Here is a 22,624-nt window from a genome sequence, read left to right as displayed (position 1 = left end):
CGGCAGGAAGGTTCCCAAGCGAAAGGAAAAATCATGACCGCATCTCGCGAGCAGGAATCGCTCGCCCGCGTGCTCGCGCATGAGGGCGGCTACAGCAATCACCCGGCCGACCCGGGTGGCGCCACGATGAAGGGTGTGACCCAAAGGATCTTTGACGCCTACCGCAGCAGCAAGGGGCTGGCGCCTCGGTCCGTGAAGAGCATCACCAGCCAGGAACTCTTCGAGATCTACGATCGCCAATACTGGGACGCCGTGAAGGGTGACCGGCTGCCCGCCGGGGTCGACTATGTCGTCTTCGATGGCGCTGTGAACTCCGGTCCGAAGCAGTCGATCATCTGGCTGCAGCGCGCGCTCGGGCCTCTTTACAAGGGCCGGCTCGACGGGGTCATGGGGCTCGGCACGATCGCGGCCGTCCAGGCCTGCAACGACCGCGATGCCCTGATCGACCGGATCTGCGATCAGCGCCTGACCTTCCTGCAGCACCTGAAGACGTGGCCGGTGTTCGGTCGCGGTTGGTCTTGTCGCGTCGCGGAGGTCCGCTCGATCGGCCAGTCCTGGGCAACCGGCCTCACGCCGCGGACGGCGAGCTTCGTCGACGGCGGCCAGGCGAAAGGCTTTATCGAGGATGCCAAGGCTGCCTCATCGACCGCACCGGCCGATGCGGCAACCGGTGCCGGTGCCGGCGGGCTTGGCCTCTCCGGCTATCTGTACGATCTCCAGAACCAGCTTTCGCCGTTCTCCTACACCAGCGATTGGATCGGCAAGGTCGTCGTCATCTTGGCCGTCGCTAGCGCGCTGCTCGCAATCGGCGGTCTCGCCTGGCGCTGGTATGCGAACCGCAAGGCGAAGCGCCTCGCCGCGGCTCTCGGGGCGAAGGCGACGTAATGGAAAACCTCGCCTCGGTCTTTGCCGTGATCCTCGATCGCGCCCTGCGCTTAGGCGGAGCCGCAACCCTGGCTGTTATCGCCGGCTTCCTGATCTGGTTGCTGTTATGAGCGTTCTCATCAGCCTGCTTGTCGGCCGCCTCGGCACCTCGCGCCTGTTTGCGGGCGCTATCGCCTGGGCGGCCAGTGCGGCGCTCGTCTCCGGCGCCGCTTTCACCGTCTACGAACTGATCAAGCACCGCGGCGCCGAAGAGGTCCGCGCCAAGATCGAAAAGGATAATCAAGATGCGATCACAAAGGGCATTGATGCTCGCATGTCTTTTGACGACTGCATCGACACTGGCGGCGTGTACGACTTCCGCCGTCAGCGGTGCGCCGGCGCTGCGCTCGGCCATTGGTAGCAGCCTCGCCGGCGCGCAGGGCAAGACGATCACCGATCAGAATAAGATCGACAAGACGATGGCGCCAGGCTGCGCGATCGGCCTTTACACGCCGGCGGAATGCGACCGCCACACCAAGGCCAGCGCCGAGCGTCGAGCTGAACTGGGGAGGGGCGAATGAGTGACTTCAATGCGAACCTTGCCTTCTTGATCGCCGTCGTCAGCGCGGTGGCTGGCCTATGGTGGCGCATCGAGGCGTCTATCAAATCGGCTCGGGACGAGGTCAAAAAGGATGCGCGCGACGCACATGCCAGGGCAGACATGGCGATCGGCTCGGTATCGCTGCTTGCCGAGCAGCTTGCCGCGCACAAGCTGCACGTTGCCGAGACCTACATCACCAAGGCCGGCCTACGCGAATTCCGCGACGAGGTGATGACTGGTGTCCGCGACTTGAAGGGTAGCGTCTCGACGCTGCACGAGCGGATAGACCGTTTCATCGAGGGCGATAAGATCGGCCGAGTGCGCTCGTCGGCAGACTGACGGACCCTACAGTGACATCACGTTTTTTTGGTGCAGGTAGGTCGTGTAAAAGTCTCCTGCACGGACCAGCCCTTTCCAGTCGAGCGCTTTGAGCCTCGAGCCCGAGGTGGATATGAGGCCATCGCGGCGAAGTTCTTGAAGCACTCGGTTGACGTGAACGGTGGATAGCCCCACTGCGTCGCCCAGCACTGCCTGGCTTACTGGAAATTCCGCCACGTGGTCCTGAATTTGGCCGACTGCATGGAGACGGACGATGAGCTCACACAGGAGGTGAGCCATGCGAACATAGGCGTCCCGCCTTCCGACATTGGTGACCCACTCTCTATATATCGCTGCGTCGATCAGCGTTGAGCGCCAAAACACGTTGGCGATGGAGGGGTGTTTGGCACAGATCGCGCGCAGCGCATCGTGGCGCATGAACCCCACTCTGGCGGGCGTGAGTGGTGCGAAGGTGCAATCCATAACCGAAAGATGAATTCCGTGGAGATCCGGGATGTCTCCCGGAACAAAGATTGACGTGATCTGTCGCTTTCCCTCGCCGGTGAACTTCGCAGATGCCACCAGGCCGTCCAGAACAGCGAAGGAATGAGAGGGTCGGTCGCCCTCGCGCACGATATCCTCTCCTGTCTGGTAGTCGCGCTCCTGAACCGCGATACTCTCCAGAATCGCAATGTCGGCTTGAGTAAGGTCAGAGATGATCTGGAGCTTACGGATAATCAGGTCAGAGGAAGAACCCGGCAACACTGAGCTGATCGACATAAGCCCGAACCTCTATCGGGCCCCAATGTTCCCGTGCGGTGAGGATGGCTCTTTGACCCCCAGGTTGATTGCGCCTCGAGCCCCTAGCCATGGCCGAGTCCGACCGCTTGGAATGATTTTTGCTCATGACGAAGGAACACCTTTTAGGATCGCAGGTTGGGAGCCCGGCGGCACAGCTATGCTCCCCTCTGCTTCCAAAGTGCCGTCGTGTCGAAGGCCCGCCTGCAGGCGTGTCGGGCGGGCCCGCTTGGCAGGAGGAGAAAGCCATGGCTTCAGCAAGACTGGCGAAAGGCGCGTTCACACCTGTCGATGTTGAATTTCTTTGCCAGATTCTCGAACGCGGCTCAGTCGCAAAGGAAACTGCAGCGGAGCGAGAGCGCCGCGCTTTGCGGATCATTGCCAGCTATATGGCCGGCGTCACCGATGAAGGACAGCTGATTGAGCTTTCTCGCAAGCCGTTGGGACGATAGCAGTGAGTTATTTGCGGGCGGCCAAGCCGTTCGGGAAAGCCGAGGGGGCCCCGTCTGTCCAAGTCCTCCGACCCGTCCGGCAGCCCGGCATCCGGGAGGTACGTTTGGCGGACTACCAGTCGACGGATCGATTGGGCGATCCGATCCTTCAGGCGTCCTGCACAAGCGGTTCGTGTGCGGGCCTTTGATGCCAGATGACTTGGCGCAAGTCGCGCATAGCATTGGCTTGGCGCCACATGGTGGCACAGATGGAAATGATCGACCTCGCTCGCAAGCTCGCCCCGCGCCCGATTTCCGACAATCGGCGAGGCTAGATCACGGCCGTAGCTTTCTGGCCTCGCGCTCCACGGCTTTGCGGCTGTTGCCGTGCTGGCGGATCAATTCCCTGACTGCTCCAGGCGAAATCCGGTGCCGCTTGGCGAAGTATTCAATCTCGTACTCTTGATCCGCTGATACCCGGTCGCGATCGCCGCCGCGCTTGCTCTTGTCGTCTGCCATAGCGCATACCTCCTGAACTCGACCAACCGGATCACAAAGAAAATGTTCCGGGGCCGCGGAACACCTTGCATTCAACGAGGTTTGGGGCGCGGCGGCGCACCTCCCTCCCGATCCCCGTGCAGAGCCGCCAGCGGAGCCTCCCCTTCTCCGCAGGCCCGCTCCAATGGCATCAGGGGCGGGCCGTTCTTTCGCGGGGCGCTCGCGGAAGGCTGCCGGCGGGATCCGGTCAGGTCCGCTCGATGGAGCATTGGCCGGTACCTGTGCTACTGTGCAGCGATGGAACAGAAGACCATTGATCGGGCGATTGTCCTGCTCAAGCAGTATCGGGACATCCTTGTGGCGAGTTACGTGCCGATAGGCGCCGAGGGCGTTCCTGAACCAAAAACGCCTGAGCAAGCCGCGGATCCGTTGGAAATCGCCGCACTGGAAGATCTTGCGGCGCTTGATGCGGTGATCAAAGACATGTTGGCTTAGGTTCTGGAACACGACTATCATGGGCGGCGACGGACAACCACGCGGCAGCACAGATCGCTCAAGTCGGCTTGTCAACGAGTGGCGTCTTTCGCGTCGGCGGCTTGTAGGGCGTGACCAGCCTAACCGTGTCGGCATTCAAGGTGACGGGAATGCCCAGGTCGATTGTCACCTTGTCCTCATCCACCCGGGTGACGTCACCTCGCAGCTCGATTTCCTGACCCTGTTTCACCTTCGCTGTTCGGTCGACGATGGAATGAGGCTGCCCGTATGACGGGATCGATACGCTGACCCGGTCTTCTGTGACTCGACGGCCCACTTTCGCGGTGATGGCGACCTCGTCGCCTATCTTCAAGCCCTTGGCCATACGCCTACAACTCTGACGCGGCAAATAGGTTCTCAAGCCTTCTCTAATGGAACCTACCGACGGATATTGGGTGCGGTCTCGCGGTGCGCGTTGCCAGGCGAGGCGCCGTTTGGGGGTATGTGGTGGCGTTCCCCGGAGCCCGTTCGGCCCTTCAGGCTGGCGGGCTTCTGGCCGTTTCGCGGATTGCCGAGGAGAAGCCAAGACGGGACTGCTGAATCCTGCTATGATCAGTCTGCAATGCCCCGCCGCGAAACCCCGTTGGAAATGGCGCAGCGCCACGTTCGAGAGGGCGCGGAACGCATAGCGCACCAGCGAGCGTTGATCGCCAGAATGGAATTGCGTGGCCAATCCATAGGCGAAGCCGAACACCGGTTGCGGGAGTTTCAGGCGGCTCAACGCCAACACACCGACCACCTAAGGCGTCTCCGCGATAGCTAGCCGCCGGTTATGGAACCTTCGCCCGGATCCGGATCCACGGCCAGAGGAGACCTGAGGGCCGAGAGCAAGAAAGAGCACGACGAGCGCATCCAGGCGATGAAGGTTTTCGAGTGCGGTTCTCATGCGCGAACCGGTATGCTCGAGGCGCAGGCGCGCGAGCTCATCGACCTGATCGGCAACGACTCGAGCTCTCCACTTCGAGAGGCGCGTCTCCTAGCGAGAGAGATAGACGCGGGACAGCCAGGTGCTGTTCCTTCGCGGTGAGCACACGCTGCGCCATGCGACCTGCAGGACTTCGAGGAAGGAAGCTGACAGATAGCTTCTTCGTCAAACGGTTGTTGATGGAACTTTTTAACCGTCAACCGGTTCGAGCTTCACGGCGAGTGTTCTGGCGGCTGTTATGGCTGGGCCGCCCAAGCCACGCCGGGCGGGGAAAACGCCTCCCCCGGAGCCCGTTTGACTTCCCAGGGCCGAGCGGGCTCTCCTATTCTCGAAAAAATCGTCATTTGGTCCAACTAGGTCGCATCGGCCGGAGGGAACAATTCCATCAACATCTCGTTGGGTGTCGCGGCGTGTGTCCCCGGCCAAGGTTCACCGCGCCGCGTGGGGGCATTTCCCCCGGAGCCCGTTCGGCCCCCTCAGGCGAGCGGGCTCTTGTTTGCCGGGATGAGTGCCGGAACGGCCCGCGCGTGATGGCGTTAGGATCAATGGCGCTTACAGATGACATCCGCATGGTGCGCGGGCATGTTAGCCTGGGTAGACGGCACCTCGCTGAGCAGCGGGAGCGCATAGCCGAATTGGAACGGCTCGAACTGCCCATCGCCAAGGCGCTCGAATTCCTCGAACTTCTCGAAAGCATGCAGGAGCTTCACGAACTACACTTGTCGCGCTTGCTAGAGAGGGCGGCGTGGCACATAGCTTAGATACGGGCGCCCGGCCTGCCGAAGGGGTCGAGGAGACCTTGGGCGCACAGCCCGGGCTCTTACCCCGATGCCAACCGCGGCGGGGCAGAGATGCTTTATGCGCCACCGTTCAGTGGTAGGCATCCACGTTTTTAGTGGTAGCGAATGAAAAGCCCGCCGCGGCTAATTAGCGTAAGCGACGGGCTTTTTAGGTTGCCACTGAGACGGCTACATTCCTGCCTTTGGTTAATGACTGAGGCTTAAATCCGTTCCACACTGGGACGTTCTGTGAGATAATGGCAGATGCCTTCCCGAGGGCGGCGCTCATGTCGTTGTCGCGTTGGAGTGGCGTCTACGGGCCCGCTGATCTGGACATGCACCAGCGGGTGTTTAACCGGTTGTGCGACGAGCGACGACTAGCCAAGAAGGATCGCGAACAGCGGGAATATTTGGCTAGGGAAATCCTCCAAGCTTTTGATGACGGCATCACCGACGAAGCTGACCTGCCACGAGTGCTTTCTAAGCGACGGAGAGCGTAGCGCGCCTGCGGCCTCGGATCATTCGCGTGGGAAAAAGTCAACGTTGGCTATGGCTGAACGCTTGTCTAGCTCGGCGGCTTTCTCGGCTAAGCCTCAGGTCGGCCCCAATTGGAACGGCTACACGCCCCAGAGAAGGTCCGACAAAAAGAGCCCTCACACCGGCAGGCTCTTTCAATGTGGTCGCAACGCTTTATGAAGAGCTTTCCAATGAACAGACACCGTTGAAACGATGTCGGGACTGCGAGCCTCGTCCAGGTCACCGCACTGTGCACTAATGCCTTCGGCCACGGTCACCTCGGGCTCACGCTCGCACCGATCACTGCCGGCTAGTCGGCAAGGTCCTTTCACGGAAAGCATCGCACGCCTTTGGCTCGTCCCGGTTCTGAACCCGACTGGGTAGTCGAAATCGCTAACCAGGCAACCGCCTGTTCGGTCGCGACAGGCGGTTTCTCTTGCGCACGCGAAACGACGTTCTTGAGGCTCCATGCAAAGGCTACCTGGTTTTGCGAGCTGCGGCGCCCGCCCGCGCCGGCGCCTCCTGGATGTTGGCGGCGCCGCCCATGTCACCATTCTTGGTGCGGCCGGCCCCCGGCCCTGCTCCAATATCGGCGCCCGTCATCGGATCGGAAGCCGGGTCCGAGAGTGTCCGCTCCGCCATATTGGCCGCGACCTTCTTGTCCTTGGCATTTAGCTTGACAGTCGCCATGCCGTCGCCGCCGTCGGCGGGCATCACCTGTTCGAGATTGTCGATGCGGTCCCATTCGCCTCCCGAGTTCCAGGGTCCCGTGGCGTCTCCTTCGCCCTGCGAGGTGTTGACGTACATGCTGGCATATTTCTCGATGCCCGGCAGTTTGCCCGTCGGGAAGTTGTTCTCTATCGCGTACAGCGCTTTCTCGAAGGACTTTTGGTGGGCGACTTCGCGCGTCATCAGAAATCCGAGGGCATCCTTGACGCCGGGATCATCGGTGATGTTGATCAGTCGCTCGTAAACGATCTTGGCACGAGCTTCGGCCGCGATGTTGGAGCGAAGGTCCACCGTTGGCTCGCCGCGAGAATCGATGTAAGCGGCGGTCCAAGGCACTCCGGCCGAGTCGCACAATGCGGGTCCGCCCCCAAACAGGATTGACTCCTTGGCCGTTGTGCCGCTGGCGCCAACCATCAAATACAGCTCGGCTTCCTTCATCTGTCCCTCGGCAAGCTGCGCCTTGAGGCCCTTGTTCAGCATTGTGACAATAGATCCGACCACCTCGAGGTGGCTTAGTTCTTCGGTCGCAATGTCGAGCAACATGTCTTTCCGACCGACATCATCCTCGCCCAGCCCTTGGGTGAAATAGCGCATAGCGGCGGCCAACTCGCCATCGGCTCCGCCGAATTGCTCCATTATCATGCATGCCAGTTTCGGATTCGGCTCCGACACACGGACGGTGTATTGCAGTCGCTTATTGTGCATGAACATGAGGGTTCTCCGGGGTTGGGATACGCCCGAACCACTTTGCATCAGGAATGTTCCTTGACACCGCGATGCCATACCTTGGCGCGACGAGGCGGCGAGCGTCATGCCTTGAACATGCAGCCAGTTCACTCGAACATTTCGAAGATCGCACGAGCTTTAAGGACCGGAGCACCCGCCTCATCCCGAACATCGACGAAGAGTTCGAGCCGGTCTTCGATTGGAACAACCTCGGCCGCCATCTCGGCCAACGCCGTCGATGCCTCCCGCCTTACCGCCTGCATGTCATCCAGTTCCGCGCCGGTTTCATCGGTCACGTGAGCTGAGCCGTTGAACGTGTCGAAGAAGTAGCGGCTCATCGAGTGCCTAGCGCCTTTGCCTCACGCTCTAGGGTCTCGCGGTCATTTCCATGCCTGGCGATCAGCTCGCGGACCTGAGGGATCGAGAGTCCGAACTTGCTGGCGAAGTAGCCGACCTCATACTCCTGATCCCCCGACACACGGTCGCGATCGCGCGAATCGCGTTTGCTTTTGTCGTCCGCCATGGTTCTCCTCCTCTCTCCGGACTAAAAGGAAAGACTGACGAGGCGAGAATGTTCCTTCTATCCGCTTTCGGCGCTGCGCAGCAGCATCGACAAGTGCTCTCGATGCATCGGGGCGTCCAATCGCGTCGCCAAGCAGTTGCTGAAGTTTTGTTCACGACATCGTGAATTGGACCTACAGGCAGCGATCCCTTTGGGGTGTAGCCGTCAGGTGGCAACATGAAGCCCGTCGCGTACGCTCGTTGGCTGCGACCGGCTTTTAGCGCTTAAAGTCCTGGTGTCAGCGGCGAAAGGCGGCGCTGCAGACTTGCCCGTGCCCAAACGGGGCCAAAGGCCCGGCCTGCCAGCTATGGTCCCCGACGCCGCAGTCCGGCACCCTGAGAGCTGTCTGCTCGGCTTTTTATTAGCTAAGCCTTAGAAATGTTAATGTCAGTCGCTGCAAAGGGGCACATAATCTATATCTGCCCCGGCCCGTGACGGGGTAAGAGGCCCGGCCTGTTCCGCTCAAGTCGTCCCCCGACTCCCCCGCACGCAGGCCGGGTCGCCCTGTCCTAAGCCGAGCCCAGCGCCGTCTCTCCGATTTCTCTGTCCCGAACGGGAACATCCGGACCGGTAAGCGGTTGGGCCCCCCGCGGCACGGTTCGTTGTCCCAGTTCTATCGAGCCGTCTGATAAGCAAGCAGCGTAGCCCACTCGACCTCCCCTCGCGAGCGGGCTCTTCCATTTGTGGCGGTCTGGATGACCGTAACGGCTGGACGCAGCAAGAACTGATCGAGGGGCGAATGTCTATCACCGACGGCTGTCTTGACTCCCTTCGCCATCAGGTTTTCGGAGAACTTGAGAAGGCGTTTGAGCGACCCGGGCCCTTCTTCGGAGGAATGGCGAGAGGGTCCGCGGCTAGTGAAGCCTGCCCTTGGCAGGTTTGGCCGCCGACCCGCTGAAGATTTCTTTAAGTGCTTCCTCCAGCTCCAGCCCGAGCCGGAGCACGGGCTCAGGAATAGAGATCAGCTGCGTCTTCGCCGAAAACACCGAGCCGGCTTGTGAACCGGTCGGCTTCGACAGCAGTCGCGAAAGGTGTTTTCGCCGGAAGGCGTGAACTTCTTCCAACAGGCTTAAGAATCTCAGGGCGTCCGCCGTCGGCAAGTTTTGGCTCCTCAATCGGGCAATCCGCTCGCGCTGACGCGCAATGTGCCACTCGCCGTGTCGAACGAGCCGCTGCAACATGCTGATATGATCGTGGAGAAGCATCGCGCATAACGTCAGGGTACCGATGTCGTTCCAGAGGCGGCCCGGCAATCGCCCTTAAACACCACGGGTCCCATTTCGGGACACCAAATTTCGCCGGGACCGGGCTCGCATACCAAGCCATTGCCGGTTGATCCCGGTAAGCTCGTCGGGCTTGAGGTTGTTGTTGGGAGCCTCGCCCGGCGAGTTGGGAAGTTAGGAAGGGATTGGATCTCGTGAGGCGTCCAGATCGGTCTCGCTCAGAAGCGGAACGGGTCGATCATTACGCCGTTACGACTGATGACGCTTGCTGACGACATTGAGATGGTGCGGGGACACGTTAGTCTAGGCAGACGACACATCGCCCAGCAGCGCGAGCGCGTAGCCGTGTTAGAACGCCTCGAATTGCCTGCTGACAAGGCGCTCGAACTGCTCGATCTTTTCGAACGCATGCAGGACCTTCACGAAGTGCATCTGTCCAGGCTGTTGGCAAGAGCGGAGGATAGGAAAGCGGCGAAGATGCCGCCGCACATTTGTTGACCTCTCTGGGTACCACTGAAAGAACCGTTCCGCTCGGAGGTTCCCTCGTTCGGAGATCAGAAACCGCGCAGGACTGTAGCGAGACCGGTATGTGCAACGACTACGAGCAGCATGTCGCTTGGGCAGAGTACTGCCGACTGATGGAGTCGCTGGCTCTAAAGATCCCAATCCATCAGACCGAGCTCGATCTGCCGCAGGCTGACGACATCCGCGTCAACGACCCGGCTCCGATAATGCGCGTTGCCGGCGATGCAATCGAGCTGGCCTCGATGACATTCGGCTTTCCGCCGACCGGTCCCAAAGGCGGGCCGGTTTTCAATTTCCGCTCCGAGGGCCGACAGTTTGGCAACAGCAAGCGCTGCCTGGTTCCCGCTTCCGCATTCTTCGAATTCACGGGAACGAAATATCCGAAAGCGAAACACCGCTTCACCCTGAACGGCGGGCCGTTCATGGCAATTGCGGGGCTTTGGCGGGAGGCGGCCGGCAACAAGCCGCCCAGCTTCACGATGCTGACGACAGATCCTGGGCCGGACGTCGCACTGTATCACAATCGTCAGGTCGTGATTCTTCAGCCGGAGAACTGGTCCGCCTGGCTCAACCTGACAAGGCCCGAACGTGAGCTGCTGCTGCCGCTTCCAGCCGGGTCGCTCGCGGTCGAGACGGTGAGGCCGGAGAGCTATTAGTTCAGATCGCCCGAGGGTTCGCGGACATGCCCGGGAGCCTCGCGCCTCTTCTCACGCAAGTGCCTGCACTGTTCGAGCGCGACCTTGAATGCCGCGGCAGCGAGATCGCATTTGTGCTTAGATGGGCCGTTGCTCTGGATCACAATTTCGGCCTGTCTGATTGTCAGACCGTGCCTGCCCGCAAACTCGTCTAGGTCGTAGTCTTCCTTCCAACACGACCGCTTCAAACCTTGCATTGTCGCTCCCATGATATCGAAAGGTGACGAGGCAACGCGAGACCGCTGATTAGGTTTCAGATTGGCGAAAAAAGGTGCCCGGCGCGTCTGACCTGTAATCCTTGCCGCTCTACAGGTAGCCTTCCCCTTCGCCGCGGTGCTCGAAACAAAACCAGTGCGACGGCTGTCTCGGGCGCAGCAAACCCCCAGCCGGCATCTTTCTCGCAGCCCTGGTGCTCGCAGACATGACCGAGAGGACCTCGCTCGTGTGTCTGGACAGCCTCGCCGGGGCGTGTCGGCTCATCGCTCATTCGCCGGATCCTGTTCGAAATACTCGAGGATGATGATGTAACCGGATTCGACCCAGACCTTCAGGTCGTCGGGGAATTCACGGTTGGTGATTTCACGTTCCGGCTGCCAAATGACATTGACCACACGGCCCCCATTTTCTGCGGCCTCGTTGAGTTTCATGTGCAGCACCTTCGCGTCGTCGGGACAGGTCTCGATCGAATAGCGAGTCGGCATGGCATTCTGCTCTGTGTGACTTGGGAGACATACCTAAAAGATTCCACAGGCGGTCTTGACGATCAAGGAAAATGTTCCTCATTTGTTCCCATGCCAGAGACCTACGGCCCAAAGCGACGGGACTTTCCGCTGTCGAGCCTGAACGACACCATGCGCCTGGTGCGCGTGCGGTGCCGCTGTTGCAAGCGGCAGCACAACTACCATCCGTCGGATCTGATCCAGATCTTCGGCGATGTCGACGTCGACTCGCTCGCCTACCGCATGAAATGCGAGAACGGCGTCGACCACGGTATGCTCGATGTCGAGGCCTTCGTCCCGACCGGCCGCGAAGGCGTCGGCTTGCGCATCCGGCGCCTGGTGGCGATTAAGATCAACCGGTGCCGGTTTGGAAGGAGGAAGGTCCGAATTGACGAACGACCAATTCGAACGCGCGCTTGAGGCTCTGCTCGCGGCCGACCCCGGGCCGGTGTCGATCAAGGCCGGCGTAGCCGCGCTGCGCGCGATCGGGAGCGAGGAGCCGGATGGCGAGCTGCAGTCGCTGGTCGGAACGTTCGCGGCCGAGCGCCGCAGGGCGATACGCTTTGACCTCTGAAGCCAGCAGGGCGACGACCGTCATCGGCCTGACCCTGAGTTTCAGGTGGGATATCAGGTGGGAGGTAAAATCGAGAGGAAGCTAACTGATTGTTTTTTCTGGTCGGAGTGGCAGGATTTGAACCTGCGACCCCATCGTCCCGAACGATGTGCGCTACCAGACTGCGCTACACTCCGTGACCAGACGGCGGGCTTATAGCCGCCACTTTCCGATCCTGCAAGCGTCAATGGCTGCACTTGTGTCGCATTTCTCGGCTTTCACCAATCTTGCCCGGATGGCATGCGATTTAGCCGTCGGATAAAGCCCGGCTTAAAGGCTTTCGTGATAAGCCGCGCCCTCTATAAATCGGCATTCCGGCTCTCTGGAGTTTCGACCATTGACCTTCACGATTGTTGGCGAAGCCCGGCCCAACAGCTTCGAATTCGAGACCTCGGCGCTGATCAAGGCGTCGGGCTTTCGCGAGTACGACGCGCGCTGGTGGGTCGGCCATCCCGGCTCGACCAAGGCGCCGGAGCTCAATTTGATCGGCGTCCAGGCGCTCGGTATGGGTCTGGGCACGCTGATCCGGCGCCTGGGCGTTGGGCCGGATATCGTCACCGGCCATGATTTCCGCTCCTATTCGCTGTCGATCAAGCTGGCGCTGGTCTCCGGCCTGATGGCGGCGGGCGCCCGGGTGAAGGATATCGGCCTGGCTTTGTCCCCCATGGCCTATTTCGCGCAGTTCGCGCTCGATACACCCTCGGTCGCCATGGTCACCGCCTCGCATAACGAGAATGGCTGGACCGGCGTCAAGATGGGGGCGGCGCGGCCGCTCACCTTCGGTCGGGAAGAGATGGGCGCGTTGAAGAAGATCGTGCTCGAAGCCGACTTCGACCTCCGCGGCGACGGTGCCTACGAGTTCATCTCCGGTTTCCGGGAGCTCTATGTCGATGATCTTACCAAGGGCAAACACATCTCGAGAAAGCTCAAGGTCGTTTGCGCCTGCGGCAACGGCACGGCTGGCGCCTTCGCGCCGGAAGCGCTGGCGCGTGTCGGCTGCGAGGTGATCCCGCTCGACGTCGAGCTCGACCATGCGTTCCCGCGCTACAATCCCAATCCCGAGGACATGCAGATGCTGCGTGCCATCAGCGAGAAGGTGCTGGAGACGGGCGCAGATGTCGGACTGGGCTTCGATGGCGACGGCGACCGCTGCGGCGTCGTCGACAACGAGGGGAACGAGATCTTCGCCGACAAGGTCGGGCTTATGCTCGCGCGCGATATTTCATCGTTCCATCCGGGCTCGGCCTTCGTCGTCGACGTCAAGTCGACGGGGCTTTTTGCCACCGATCATGTGCTCAGGGCGAACGGCGCCACAACTGACTATTGGAAGACCGGCCATTCCTATATCAAGCGCCGCGTTGCCGGGCTGGGTGCCGTCGCCGGCTTCGAGAAATCCGGGCATTTCTTCTTCAACCCGCCTATCGGCCGCGGCTATGACGACGGGCTGATCACCGCGATCGTCGTCTGCCAGATGCTCGACCGCAATCCGCGGAGCTCGATGGCCGATCTCTGCCGCGCGTTGCCGCTGACCTACGGTACGCCGACCATGTCATCGCAATGCCCCGACGAGGTGAAGTACGGCGTGGTCGACCGCGTCGTGGCGGATTTTCAGACGATGCACCGCGAAGGTGCTGACTTTGCCGGCCAGAAGATCGTAACGCTCATCACCGTCAACGGTGTGCGCGTCGTTGCGGAGGACGGCACCTGGGGCCTTGTGCGCGCCTCCTCGAACAAGCCCGAGCTTGTCGTGGTGGTGGAGAGCCCGGTATCGTCCGAGCGGCGCCGGCAGATGTTCGAAGCCGTCGACGCCGGTGCTGCGCCGCAGTCCCGAAGTCGGCGCCTACAACCAGACCTTCTGACAGGGCAGCCATGAGCCAGCGCATCGTCAGTTTCGTCATGAGCGGCGGCTCGCGGTTATGGCCCCTGTCGCGCGAGGACAATCCCAAGCAATTCCACGACCTTTCCGGCGACGGTTCGATGCTGGCCAAGACCTTGCGCCGGCTGGCCGCGCGGCCTGAAGGGCAGACGCCGATCTTTCTCATCGCATCGGAGCGCCATGCCGACCGCGTCCATGCCGATCTTGCCGGCATTGATCTCGCCGGCGGCGGCCCATTGTTCGAGCCCACGGGGCGCAACACCGCCGCTGCCGTGGCGCTTGCCAGCCTGCGCACCCTCTCCGAATTTGGCGATGAGCTTGTTCTCGTGGTGCCCTCCGACCACGAAATCTCCACCGCGCGGCAGTTCTGGCGGAGCGTTGAAGCGGGTGCTGCGGCGGCAAGAACCGGTCGCTTGGTGGTGTTCGGGATTAAGCCGACGCAGCCCGAAATCGGCTATGGCTATATCGAGGTCGCGGCCGATCGCGACGGCGTGTTCGACGTCTCGCGCTTCGTCGAGAAGCCCGACCTCGCCACCGCGCGGGCTTATCTCGACGCCGGCAGCTTCTATTGGAATACCGGCATTTTCCTGTTTCGCGCCGGCGCCATGCGAGATGCCTTCGCCGCCTTCGAGCCCAGGATCTGGCAGGCGACGGAAGCCGCTTATCACGCGGCGACCAACGATCTTTCCGGGCTCTACATGCCGCTGGAACTTTACTCGGCGATCCCGTCGACCTCGATCGACTACGCTATCATGGAGCGGGCCAAGGACATCGCCATGGTGGCGGCCGGATTCCGCTGGAACGATCTCGGTTCGTGGCAGTCGCTGCTCGATGTCGGCCCGTCCGACAGCCACGGTAACGTCATTCTCGGCGATGTCGTCGCCATCGATTGCGAGAACTCCTACATCCGCGGCGACGGCCGGCTGCTGTCGGCCATCGGCATGAAGGACGTGGCCATCGTCTCGACGGCAGACGCCACCTTCGTGGCGCCGGTCAGCCACAGCCAGCACGTCAAGAAGATCGTCGAGCAGCTGGAGAAATCCGGCCGGCTGGAGACGAGGTTCACGCCGGCGCATGACCGCGTCATCGAGAGCGGCGCCTGGCGGCGCCGCGTTCGGCACTGGCTGTTCGAGGAGACGCTGCCGCTGTGGTCGAGGTCAGGTGTCGATGAGCGCCATGGCGGCTTCCATGAGGCGCTGGGCTTCGACACCGCGCCGTTGATGAAGCCGAAACGCATGCGCACGCAGGCGCGCCAGATCTATGCCTTCGCCGTCGCCAAGGAGCGCGGCTGGGACGGCCCGGCGGATCGGCTGATCGCTCATGGCCTTGACTTCATGGCAGGCCGGGGCCGCACCGACAAAGGCGGCTGGGTGCGCACGCTCAATATCGACGGCTCGGTCGCCGATCCGGTCGAGGATGCCTACGACCATTCCTGCGTGCTGTTGGCGCTTGCGCACGCGCATATGTCGGGTCATCCCGATGCGTTGCGGCTCGCCGAGGAAACCTTTGCTTTCCTCGATGCTCATCTCGAGGACAGCCGCATGACAGGTTTTCTCGAAACCTCCGACGGCGAGGGCGAGCGTCGCTCCAACCCGCACATGCATCTGCTCGAAGCCTTTCTCGCTTGGCACAGAGCCACTGGCGAGCGTGCCTACCTGCGCCGCGCGGCGCGCGTCATAGATCTCTTCCGCAGTCATTTCTTCGATGCCGAAAGCTGGACGCTGGGCGAGTATTTCGACGACGGCTGGAAGCCCGTGGCGGGCGAGAAAGGAACATGGACCGAACCCGGCCACCATTTCGAATGGGCCTCGCTGCTCGTCGATTTCGCCGCCCGCAGCGGCCAGGCCGAACTCACCGGCTTCGCCCGCAAGCTCTATGCCTCGGCTGTCGCGAACGGCCTCAACCGCGCCACCGGCCTTGCCTATGGCGCCGTCTCGCGCCAGGGCCTTCCGCTCGACACGGTCTCGCGCAGCTGGCCGCAGGCCGAGGCGATCAAGGCTGCGATCGCGCTCGACGGCTCGGGTGGGCCGGACCTCAAGCCGGAGATCGAGGCGCGCGTCGGCCACCTGTTCCGCTGGCACATCGACCCGGCGCCGCTCGGCCTCTGGATTGACCGAATCGATGAGCGCGGCCGGTCATTGGCGAGCGACGTGCCAGCCAGCATCTTCTACCATCTGGTTTGCGCGCTGACGCAGTATCTGGAGGGGACGGCCGAGAAGGGGTGAGGGGGCAACTGGCGGCAACGCAGAAGCTGCCAATCTCTACCCTTGCAGAGGAGATTGCTGTCACTGCGGGCTTTTGGCCAATCGCCAAGTCAATACGGGCTCGCCACATCCCCCGTCTCGACATAGACCGCCTTCAGCTGCGAATAATGCGCCAGCGCCGCCAGCGAGTTCTCGCGGCCGATGCCGGACTGCTTGACGCCGCCGAAGGGCATTTCCACCGGCGTCAGATTGTAGGCGTTGATCCAGCAGGTGCCTGCCTGCAACTCGGCGATCACCCGATGGGCGCGGGGCAGGTCGCGGGTGAAGACGCCCGCAGCGAGGCCGAATTCGGTATTGTTGGCGCGTTCGATCACCTCGTCCTCGCTATCGAATTTCAGCACGCTCATCACCGGTCCGAAGATTTCCTCGCACGCGATGCGCATGCCATCGGTCACGCCGGTGAACACGGTCGGTTCGATGAAGAAGCCACCTTCGAAGCCCTGCAGCGACGGCACGTTGCCGCCGCAGGCAAGCGTCGCACCCTCCTCTCTGCCGGCGGCGATGTAGGAAACAACCTTTTCCTGCTGCGCCTTGTTGACCAGCGGCCCCATTTGCGTTTCCGGATCGAGTGGATCGCCGATGCGGATTTTTTTGGTGCGCTCGATCAGCCGCTCGACGAAGCGGTCATGCAGGCCCTTCTGCACGAAGACGCGCGTGCCGTTGGAGCAGATCTGGCCGGTCGAATAGAAATTGCCGAGCATGGCGCCGCCGATGGCGTTTTCGAGATCGGCATCGTCGAAGACGATCAGCGGCGACTTGCCGCCGAGCTCCATCGTGGCGTGCTTCATTTTCGAACCGGCAAGCGACAGCACCTTGCGGCCGGTCGGCACCGAGCCGGTCACCGAGACCTTGGCCACGACATCATGGCCGACGAGTCCGGCGCCGACATCGCCATAGCCCTGCACGACGTTGAACAGCCCGTCGGGCAGGCCCGCCTCGCTGTAGATTTCGGCCAGCGCCAGTGCCGAGAGCGGCGTGTTCTCCGACGGCTTGAACACCATGGCGTTGCCCATGGCTAAAGCCGGCGCCGACTTCCAGCCGGCGATCTGGATCGGATAGTTCCAGGCGCCGATGCCGACGCACACACCAAGCGGATCGCGCCTTGTGTAAGCAAACGGTCCGCCGAGATCGATCATCTCGCCGTTGAAGGCCGCCACTGCGCCGGCGAAATATTCGAGGCAATCGGCGGCCGAAGGCGCGTCCGCCACCAGCGTCTCCTGGATCGCCTTGCCGGTGTCCAGGGTCTCGATGCGCGCCAGGTCGGCATTGCGGGCGCGCAGGATGTCAGCGGCGCGGCGCAGGACGCGGCCGCGCTCGACCGGCTTCATCCGTGCCCAGGCCGGCTGCGCCGCGCGCGCGGCCTCGATCGCCAACTCCAGCACGTTCGGCGTCGCCGAATGCAGCGTGGCGATGGTCTCGCCCGTCGCCGGATAGATCACCGGCAGTGGCGCGCCGCCTTCGTCCTCGATGTAGCGGCCGTTGACGTAGTGCGATGCCGTTGGCTGGGCGCGCATGGTCTTCTCCGTTCGTAATCGCCGGGGCGGGGAGGGCGCCCGCCGGATCATGCGCTATCTGTCTGCCACCTGCCAGCGCGGATTGATCCAGGGTTCCTGGTTGGATGGCGCGAGCGGCGTGCGGCCAAGGATGTGGTCGGACGCCTTCTCGCCGGTCATGATCGACGGCGCGTTCAGGTTGCCGTTGGTCACCCGCGGGAAGATCGAGGAATCGGCAACGCGCAGCCCCTCGACGCCGATCACCCGGCATTCCGGATCGACGACGCTGGTCAGGTCGTCGGCGCGGCCCATCCTGCAGGTGCCGCAAGGGTGATAGGCGCTCTCGGCGTGATCGCGGATGAAGGCGTCGAGCTCGTCGTCGGTCCGCACATGGGCGCCCGGCGAAATCTCCTTGCCGCGGAAGCCGTCGAAGGCCTTCTGGCCAAAAATCTCGCGCGTCAGCCGGATGCAGTGGCGGAACTCGCTCCAGTCGTCGGGATGCGACATGTAGTTGAAGCGGATCACCGGTTTCGCTTTCGGATCGGGCGAGCGCAGGCTCACCGAGCCGCGCGACTTCGACCGCATCGGCCCGACATGCGCCTGGAAGCCATGCGACTTCGCCGCCGCCTTGCCGTCATAGCGCACCGCCGCTGGGATGAAGTGATACTGGATATCGGGGTAGTCGACACCGGCCTGCGAACGCACGAAGGCCGCCGCCTCGAAATGGTTGGTGGCGCCGAGGCCGGTCTTGAAGAACAGCCACTGCGCGCCGATCATTGCCTTGGAGAACGGGTTGAGCACCGAATTCAGCGTGATCGGTCTGGTCGCTTCCTGCTGGATATAAAGCTCCAGATGGTCCTGCAGATTGCGGCCGACACCCTGCCGGTCGGCAATGACCTCTATGCCGTTTTCCTGCAGATGTGCGCCCGGACCGATGCCGGACAGCATAAGGATCTTCGGCGAATTGATCGACGACGCCGCCACAATCACCTCACGTCGCGCCTTAACGACCTGAATCTGTTTGTGAGCTTCGATCTCGACGCCGACTGCACGTTGATTCTCGATCACCACGCGCCGCGCGAAACCTTTGAGCAGGCTAACATTTTTTCGTTTGAGCGCCGGCTTCAGATAGGCATTGGCCGCGGACCAGCGGCGGCCGCGCCAGATGGTCTGCTCCATCGGCCCGAAGCCTTCCTGCTTCGATCCGTTATAGTCGTCGGTGAGCTCGAAGCCGGCCTGCCTGCCCGCCTCGAGGAAGGCGCCGTAAAGCGGGTTCTTGCGCGTGCCGCGCTGCACATGCAGCGGGCCGCCCTGACCGCGCCAGCCGTCCTCGCCGCCGTCGGAATCCTCCATGCGCTTGAAATAGGGAAGCACGTCGGCGAAGCCCCATCCGGCAGCACCCTGTTCGGCCCAATGGTCGAAGTCGCGCGCATGGCCGCGAACATAGACCATGCCGTTGATGGAGGACGAACCGCCGATCACCTTGCCGCGCGGGGTGGCGAGCACGCGGCCGCCGAGATGCGGCTCCGGCTCGCTGGCGAAGCCCCAGTCGTAAAGGCTCATATTGAGCGGGATCGACAGCGCCGACGGCATCTGGATCAGCGGCCCCATATCGGTGCCGCCGAACTCGATGACGATCACCGAATGCTTGCCGTCTTCCGACAGCCGGTAGGCCATGGCCGAGCCGGCGGAGCCGGATCCGATGATGACGAAATCCGCTTCAAGCATTGTTCATATGCGCCACAAAGTCGGCGAGCGAGACATTGCCGCCGGTAGCCACCACAAGAACGGTTTTGCCCGCCACATCCACCTTGCCGCCGAGCAGCGCGGCAAGCGAGGCCGCGCCCGAAGGCTCCAGCACCAGCTTCAGCCGCTCGAACGCGATCTTCATTGCACCCCTCACCGCGGCATCTTCAACGGTGACGCCGCGAACCCCGGCAGCACTCACCGCCGCGAAGGGCGCCTCGCCTGGCTTGCGCGCCATCAGCCCGTCGCAGATCGATCTCGGTCCGATCGGCATCGTCTCGATGGCGCCATGCGCCAGCGACGAGCCCATGCCGTTGAAGCCTTCCGGCTCGACGGCGATGATCTCGGTTTTCGGCGACAGATAATGGAAGGCGAGCGACACGCCGCCGATCAGGCCGCCGCCGCCGGCCGAGCAGAACACCAGGTCGGCGTGGGCCTTCTTCGCCGCCAACTGGTCGAGCGCTTCCAGCCCGGCCCCTGCCTGGCCGGCGACGATCTCGGGATCGTCGAAGGGATGCAGCAAGGTGAGCTGCTCGGTCTCGGCGATCTCGCGCGCCTTGGCGGCGGCGACTTCCTCGCGGGCACGCTCGCCATGATCGGTCAGCACCACGCGCGCGCCATAGCCGGCGGTCGCGTCGCGCTTGGCGGCAGGCGCGTCGATCGGCATGACGATGGTGACGGGAATGCCGAGCGCCTGGCCGGCAGCCGCAAGCCCTTGCGCGAAATTGCCGGAGGAATAGGCGACCACGCCCTTCCTCGCTTCGTCCGGTGACAGCCGCTTAAGGCGCCAATAGGCGCCGCGCACCTTGAAGGACCCCGCCCATTGCAGCGATTCCGGCTTGACGAACACCCGCGCGGCGCCGGCTTCCCTCGCAAGTGCGGGCGACTCCAACAGCGGCGTGACTTGCGTCGCCGTCGAGGTCACCGCATAGGCCTGCTTCAGGCGGTCGAGGGTGGGAACCAGAACGTCTGCCATCATTCGCCTCGCGGATATCGTTTGCTCTCTTCGAGGTTGTCGAGATTCATGTGATTGCGCATGTAGCGCTCCGAGGCTTTCTGCAGCGGCTGGAAATCCCAGGGGTAATAGGCGCCGTTGCGCAGCGCCGGGTAGACGACCCAGCGGCGTGCCTGGCTTTCGCGCACCGCGGCATCGAACGCGGCCATGTCCCAGCGCGCCCGGACCTTTTCCATGAACGCCGCCACCAGGGCAGCGTTCGCCGGATCCTCAGCGAGGTTGTTCCGTTCGAGCGGGTCGGCCTCCAGGTCGAACAGCTGCGGCGCGTCGAGCTCGCAATGGACGAATTTGTATTTGCCGTCGCGGATCGCGGCCAGCGGCGCATAGGAGCCTTCGGCGGCATATTCCATGACAACGGGTGCGGTGCGCGGCTTGCCGCCGAGCAGCGGCAGCAGCGACTGACCGTCGGTCCACGGCGCGATTGCAGCGATATCAATGCCGGCGAGGTCACAGAGCGTCGGCGTCACGTCGAGATTGGAGACGGGCGCCTCGATGAGGCCGGCTGGCACGCCGTTGCCGGCGATCATCAGCGGCACGCGCGCCGAGCCCTCGAAGAAGCTCATTTTGAACCACAGGCCGCGCTCGCCCAGCATGTCGCCGTGATCCGAGCAGAACAGGATGATGGTGTCGTCAAGCATGCGAGTGCGCTTGAGGACGTCCAGAAGCTCGCCGAGCTTATCGTCGACATAGGAAATGTTGGCGAAATAGCCGCGCCGGGAACGGCGCACCTGCTCGGACGTGATCTCGAAGGACTGATAGTCGCTTGCCCGGTAAAGGCGCTGCGAATGCGTGTCCTGTTCGTCATGCGGGATGAACGGCGTTTCGGGATCGAGCGTCTGGCAGTTCTCGTAAAGATCCCAGTACTGCCTGCGCGCGACATAGGGATCGTGCGGGTGCGATAGCGAAACGGTAAGGCACCAGGGCCGATGTCCCGCATCGTCCTGCTCGCGCGAAAGCTGGTACAGCTTTTGCTCGGCCAGAAACACCACCTCGTCGTCATACTCCATCTGGTTGGTGGTCTCGGCAACGCCGGCGCCGGTGACCGAGCCGAGATTGTGATACCACCAGTCGATGCGCTCGCCGGGCTTGCGGTAATCCGGCGTCCAGCCGAAATCGGCCGGATAGATATCGGTGGTCAGCCGCTCCTCGAAGCCGTGCAACTGGTCCGGTCCGACGAAATGCATCTTGCCGGACAGGCAGGTGTAATAGCCGGCGGAGCGCAGATGATGCGCGAAGGTCGGGATCGAGGAGGAGAATTCGGCGGCGTTGTCATAGACCCCGGTGCGCGACGGCAGCTGGCCGCTCATGAACGAGGCCCGGCCGGGCGCGCAAAGCGGCGAGGCGGTGTAGTTGTTGGCGAAACGCGCCGAGCGGGCGGCGAGCGCCTTGAGATGCGGCACGTGCAGGAAATCCGCCGGGCCGTCGGGGAAGAGCGTGCCGTTGAGCTGATCGACCATGACGATCAGGAAATTGGGTCGTTCGGTGGTCAAGGCAGGCTCCGTCCGCTGAGCTTGGTTTCGAGATAATCTTCGACGAGCGCGATCGCTGTCTGCGCATCGGGCACGCCGTCCTTCAGCGCGCGCCGAATGTAGAGTCCGTCGATCAGCGCCGCCGTCGCTTCCGCAGCGCGCTCCGCTTCGGCCCTCGGCAGAATGCCGGTCAGCCCGCTCATCAGGTTGGAATTGAGCCGCCGCGCATAGATACGAAGCAGCCGCCGCAACTCGGTCGATTTCTGCGCCTCGACATAGAAGGCGAGCCAGGCCGCGATGATCTCCGGCTGGAACTGCTCGTCGGAGAAACTGACCGCAACGACGGCCGAGACGCGCTGGCGCGGTGTCGCGGCGACGCGAAGCGCTCGTCTTGTATCGATGTTGAGCTCGGCAAGGATGTGCCGCATCGTGGCGAAGAGCAGCTCGTCCTTGGCGCCGAAATAGTGATGGGCGAGCGCCGACGACACGCCGGCGCGCCCGGCGATCTCCGACATGGTGACGTCCAGCGAACCGCGCTCGCCGATTGCCGAGATCGTCGCGTCGATCAGCGCCTTGCGGCGCAGCGGTTCCATTCCGATTTTCGGCATGCGAGGGGTCCGGTTCGAAGCGAGATTATTTTTTATTGACGCATCAATCAATAAAAAATCGGCATCGGATCAATCGATCGTATCGCTCTGGCCCCAT

The 22,624-nt window shown here is 62.6% G+C and carries 24 protein-coding genes, 1 tRNA gene and 1 pseudogene; 11 read left to right on the top strand and 15 right to left on the bottom strand.

Annotated elements, in window-relative coordinates; genetic code table 11:
• The first annotated feature begins 33 nt into the window (after window positions 1–33).
• The 3 genes from EJ078_RS06290 (at window position 34) to EJ078_RS06280 (ending at window position 1,804) form a co-directional block, all read left to right on the top strand.
• Window positions 34–885 carry a glycoside hydrolase family 108 protein gene (locus tag EJ078_RS06290; RefSeq protein ID WP_127217546.1) on the top strand — a complete coding sequence of 284 codons (852 nt, stop codon included), beginning with the start codon at window positions 34–36 and terminating at the stop codon, window positions 883–885.
• Window positions 886–991: 106 nt separating this feature from the next.
• The gene (locus EJ078_RS06285) at window positions 992–1,285 is read left to right on the top strand and encodes a hypothetical protein (RefSeq protein ID WP_127404070.1); all 294 of its coding nucleotides are present in this window, start codon (window positions 992–994) and stop codon (window positions 1,283–1,285) included.
• Between the two features lie 156 nt (window positions 1,286–1,441).
• On the top strand, window positions 1,442–1,804 hold the full coding sequence (locus tag EJ078_RS06280) for a hypothetical protein (RefSeq protein WP_127214814.1): 363 nt from the start codon (window positions 1,442–1,444) through the stop codon (window positions 1,802–1,804).
• Between the two features lie 6 nt (window positions 1,805–1,810).
• Here EJ078_RS06280 and EJ078_RS06275 read toward each other — a convergent pair whose 3' ends face one another.
• On the bottom strand, window positions 1,811–2,563 hold the full coding sequence (locus EJ078_RS06275) for a Crp/Fnr family transcriptional regulator (protein ID WP_245459122.1): 753 nt from the start codon (window positions 2,561–2,563) through the stop codon (window positions 1,811–1,813).
• Between the two features lie 266 nt (window positions 2,564–2,829).
• Here EJ078_RS06275 and EJ078_RS06270 point away from each other — a divergent pair, with 266 nt between their 5' ends.
• Window positions 2,830–3,033: a hypothetical protein gene (locus tag EJ078_RS06270; protein WP_245456938.1), complete on the top strand. Its 204-nt coding sequence runs from the start codon at window positions 2,830–2,832 to the stop codon at window positions 3,031–3,033.
• A gap of 315 nt (window positions 3,034–3,348) precedes the next feature.
• On the opposite strand, the gene EJ078_RS06265 is transcribed toward EJ078_RS06270, so the two are convergent.
• Window positions 3,349–3,531, bottom strand: a complete 183-nt coding sequence (locus EJ078_RS06265) for a DUF3606 domain-containing protein (RefSeq protein ID WP_127214812.1) — start codon at window positions 3,529–3,531, stop codon at window positions 3,349–3,351.
• Window positions 3,532–3,807: 276 nt separating this feature from the next.
• Here EJ078_RS06265 and EJ078_RS06260 point away from each other — a divergent pair, with 276 nt between their 5' ends.
• On the top strand, window positions 3,808–4,005 hold the full coding sequence (locus EJ078_RS06260) for a hypothetical protein (RefSeq protein WP_127214810.1): 198 nt from the start codon (window positions 3,808–3,810) through the stop codon (window positions 4,003–4,005).
• A 58-nt stretch (window positions 4,006–4,063) separates the two neighbouring features.
• Here EJ078_RS06260 and EJ078_RS30800 read toward each other — a convergent pair whose 3' ends face one another.
• From EJ078_RS30800 to EJ078_RS06230, 6 genes are all read right to left on the bottom strand, one after another.
• Window positions 4,064–4,783 carry a hypothetical protein gene (locus EJ078_RS30800; RefSeq protein ID WP_348627289.1) on the bottom strand — a complete coding sequence of 240 codons (720 nt, stop codon included), beginning with the start codon at window positions 4,781–4,783 and terminating at the stop codon, window positions 4,064–4,066.
• Between the two features lie 728 nt (window positions 4,784–5,511).
• On the bottom strand, window positions 5,512–5,679 hold the full coding sequence (locus EJ078_RS06250) for a hypothetical protein (RefSeq protein ID WP_164748491.1): 168 nt from the start codon (window positions 5,677–5,679) through the stop codon (window positions 5,512–5,514).
• A 1,062-nt stretch (window positions 5,680–6,741) separates the two neighbouring features.
• Entirely contained in the window at window positions 6,742–7,830 is a 1,089-nt protein-coding gene (locus EJ078_RS06245; RefSeq protein WP_245456936.1) for a manganese catalase family protein, read from the bottom strand.
• Window positions 7,827–8,057, bottom strand: coding sequence for a hypothetical protein (locus EJ078_RS06240; protein ID WP_127335516.1), 231 nt, complete (start codon window positions 8,055–8,057; stop codon window positions 7,827–7,829). The genes EJ078_RS06245 and EJ078_RS06240 overlap by 4 nt, the downstream gene beginning before the upstream one ends.
• Entirely contained in the window at window positions 8,054–8,242 is a 189-nt protein-coding gene (locus tag EJ078_RS06235) for a DUF3606 domain-containing protein (RefSeq protein WP_095780255.1), read from the bottom strand. Before EJ078_RS06235 ends, EJ078_RS06240 begins: the two co-directional genes overlap by 4 nt.
• An 893-nt stretch (window positions 8,243–9,135) precedes the next feature.
• Window positions 9,136–9,381 carry a hypothetical protein gene (locus EJ078_RS06230; RefSeq protein WP_127214802.1) on the bottom strand — a complete coding sequence of 82 codons (246 nt, stop codon included), beginning with the start codon at window positions 9,379–9,381 and terminating at the stop codon, window positions 9,136–9,138.
• 381 nt (window positions 9,382–9,762) lie between these two features.
• Between EJ078_RS06230 and EJ078_RS06225 the strand changes: the two genes are divergently transcribed.
• Window positions 9,763–10,002: a hypothetical protein gene (locus EJ078_RS06225; RefSeq protein ID WP_208721098.1), complete on the top strand. Its 240-nt coding sequence runs from the start codon at window positions 9,763–9,765 to the stop codon at window positions 10,000–10,002.
• An 89-nt stretch (window positions 10,003–10,091) separates the two neighbouring features.
• Window positions 10,092–10,685, top strand: a complete 594-nt coding sequence (locus EJ078_RS06220; protein ID WP_208721097.1) for an SOS response-associated peptidase — start codon at window positions 10,092–10,094, stop codon at window positions 10,683–10,685.
• Between the two features lie 515 nt (window positions 10,686–11,200).
• Here EJ078_RS06220 and EJ078_RS06215 read toward each other — a convergent pair.
• Window positions 11,201–11,425: a hypothetical protein gene (locus tag EJ078_RS06215; RefSeq protein ID WP_127214792.1), complete on the bottom strand. Its 225-nt coding sequence runs from the start codon at window positions 11,423–11,425 to the stop codon at window positions 11,201–11,203.
• A gap of 90 nt (window positions 11,426–11,515) precedes the next feature.
• Between EJ078_RS06215 and EJ078_RS06210 the strand changes: the two genes are divergently transcribed.
• Both EJ078_RS06210 and EJ078_RS06205 read left to right on the top strand, forming a co-directional pair.
• On the top strand, window positions 11,516–11,863 hold the full coding sequence (locus EJ078_RS06210; RefSeq protein WP_127214790.1) for a hypothetical protein: 348 nt from the start codon (window positions 11,516–11,518) through the stop codon (window positions 11,861–11,863).
• Window positions 11,832–12,017, top strand: a complete 186-nt coding sequence (locus EJ078_RS06205; RefSeq protein WP_127335513.1) for a hypothetical protein — start codon at window positions 11,832–11,834, stop codon at window positions 12,015–12,017. The genes EJ078_RS06210 and EJ078_RS06205 overlap by 32 nt, the downstream gene beginning before the upstream one ends.
• A gap of 99 nt (window positions 12,018–12,116) precedes the next feature.
• Here the strand turns inward: EJ078_RS06205 and EJ078_RS06200 are convergent.
• Window positions 12,117–12,193, bottom strand: a tRNA-Pro gene (locus EJ078_RS06200).
• A gap of 200 nt (window positions 12,194–12,393) precedes the next feature.
• On the opposite strand from EJ078_RS06200, the pseudogene EJ078_RS06195 reads away from it, so the two are divergent.
• Window positions 12,394–13,915 (top strand): annotated as a pseudogene (locus EJ078_RS06195) (phosphomannomutase/phosphoglucomutase).
• Window positions 13,916–13,925: 10 nt separating this feature from the next.
• Complete coding sequence (locus EJ078_RS06190) at window positions 13,926–16,157, top strand: AGE family epimerase/isomerase (protein ID WP_127404010.1); 2,232 nt, start codon at window positions 13,926–13,928, stop codon at window positions 16,155–16,157.
• A gap of 89 nt (window positions 16,158–16,246) precedes the next feature.
• Here EJ078_RS06190 and betB read toward each other — a convergent pair whose 3' ends face one another.
• From betB to betI, 5 genes are read right to left on the bottom strand one after another with little or no spacing between them, the layout of a single operon-like run.
• The gene (betB, locus tag EJ078_RS06185; protein ID WP_127404009.1) at window positions 16,247–17,710 is read right to left on the bottom strand and encodes a betaine-aldehyde dehydrogenase; all 1,464 of its coding nucleotides are present in this window, start codon (window positions 17,708–17,710) and stop codon (window positions 16,247–16,249) included.
• Window positions 17,711–17,764: 54 nt separating this feature from the next.
• Window positions 17,765–19,417, bottom strand: coding sequence for a choline dehydrogenase (betA, locus tag EJ078_RS06180; RefSeq protein ID WP_095830375.1), 1,653 nt, complete (start codon window positions 19,415–19,417; stop codon window positions 17,765–17,767).
• Complete coding sequence (locus EJ078_RS06175) at window positions 19,410–20,414, bottom strand: threonine/serine dehydratase (protein WP_164750398.1); 1,005 nt, start codon at window positions 20,412–20,414, stop codon at window positions 19,410–19,412. Before EJ078_RS06175 ends, betA begins: the two co-directional genes overlap by 8 nt.
• Window positions 20,411–21,940, bottom strand: coding sequence for a choline-sulfatase (betC, locus tag EJ078_RS06170; protein ID WP_127214780.1), 1,530 nt, complete (start codon window positions 21,938–21,940; stop codon window positions 20,411–20,413). Before betC ends, EJ078_RS06175 begins: the two co-directional genes overlap by 4 nt.
• Window positions 21,937–22,527, bottom strand: coding sequence for a transcriptional regulator BetI (gene betI / locus EJ078_RS06165; RefSeq protein ID WP_127214778.1), 591 nt, complete (start codon window positions 22,525–22,527; stop codon window positions 21,937–21,939). Before betI ends, betC begins: the two co-directional genes overlap by 4 nt.
• Window positions 22,528–22,624 lie beyond the last annotated feature (97 nt).

It is taken from the genome of Mesorhizobium sp. M1A.F.Ca.IN.022.06.1.1, assembly GCF_003952605.1.
Taxonomy (GTDB): Bacteria; Pseudomonadota; Alphaproteobacteria; order Rhizobiales; family Rhizobiaceae; genus Mesorhizobium.
This window is presented reverse-complemented; position numbering and strand designations above follow the sequence as displayed.

Coding starts and splice junctions, on each gene's coding strand:
- betB (WP_127404009.1), bottom strand. CDS start 17,710: ATGCGCGCCCAGCCAACGGCATCGCACTACGTCAACGGCCGCTACATC.
- EJ078_RS06210 (WP_127214790.1), top strand. CDS start 11,516: ATGCCAGAGACCTACGGCCCAAAGCGACGGGACTTTCCGCTGTCGAGC.
- EJ078_RS06285 (WP_127404070.1), top strand. CDS start 992: ATGAGCGTTCTCATCAGCCTGCTTGTCGGCCGCCTCGGCACCTCGCGC.
- EJ078_RS06220 (WP_208721097.1), top strand. CDS start 10,092: ATGTGCAACGACTACGAGCAGCATGTCGCTTGGGCAGAGTACTGCCGA.
- EJ078_RS06260 (WP_127214810.1), top strand. CDS start 3,808: ATGGAACAGAAGACCATTGATCGGGCGATTGTCCTGCTCAAGCAGTAT.
- EJ078_RS06265 (WP_127214812.1), bottom strand. CDS start 3,531: ATGGCAGACGACAAGAGCAAGCGCGGCGGCGATCGCGACCGGGTATCA.
- EJ078_RS06270 (WP_245456938.1), top strand. CDS start 2,830: ATGGCTTCAGCAAGACTGGCGAAAGGCGCGTTCACACCTGTCGATGTT.
- EJ078_RS06175 (WP_164750398.1), bottom strand. CDS start 20,414: ATGATGGCAGACGTTCTGGTTCCCACCCTCGACCGCCTGAAGCAGGCC.
- EJ078_RS06225 (WP_208721098.1), top strand. CDS start 9,763: ATGACGCTTGCTGACGACATTGAGATGGTGCGGGGACACGTTAGTCTA.
- EJ078_RS06290 (WP_127217546.1), top strand. CDS start 34: ATGACCGCATCTCGCGAGCAGGAATCGCTCGCCCGCGTGCTCGCGCAT.
- EJ078_RS06190 (WP_127404010.1), top strand. CDS start 13,926: ATGAGCCAGCGCATCGTCAGTTTCGTCATGAGCGGCGGCTCGCGGTTA.
- EJ078_RS06240 (WP_127335516.1), bottom strand. CDS start 8,057: ATGAGCCGCTACTTCTTCGACACGTTCAACGGCTCAGCTCACGTGACC.
- betA (WP_095830375.1), bottom strand. CDS start 19,417: ATGCTTGAAGCGGATTTCGTCATCATCGGATCCGGCTCCGCCGGCTCG.
- betI (WP_127214778.1), bottom strand. CDS start 22,527: ATGCCGAAAATCGGAATGGAACCGCTGCGCCGCAAGGCGCTGATCGAC.
- EJ078_RS06280 (WP_127214814.1), top strand. CDS start 1,442: ATGAGTGACTTCAATGCGAACCTTGCCTTCTTGATCGCCGTCGTCAGC.
- EJ078_RS06235 (WP_095780255.1), bottom strand. CDS start 8,242: ATGGCGGACGACAAAAGCAAACGCGATTCGCGCGATCGCGACCGTGTG.
- EJ078_RS06215 (WP_127214792.1), bottom strand. CDS start 11,425: ATGCCGACTCGCTATTCGATCGAGACCTGTCCCGACGACGCGAAGGTG.
- EJ078_RS06275 (WP_245459122.1), bottom strand. CDS start 2,563: ATGTCGATCAGCTCAGTGTTGCCGGGTTCTTCCTCTGACCTGATTATC.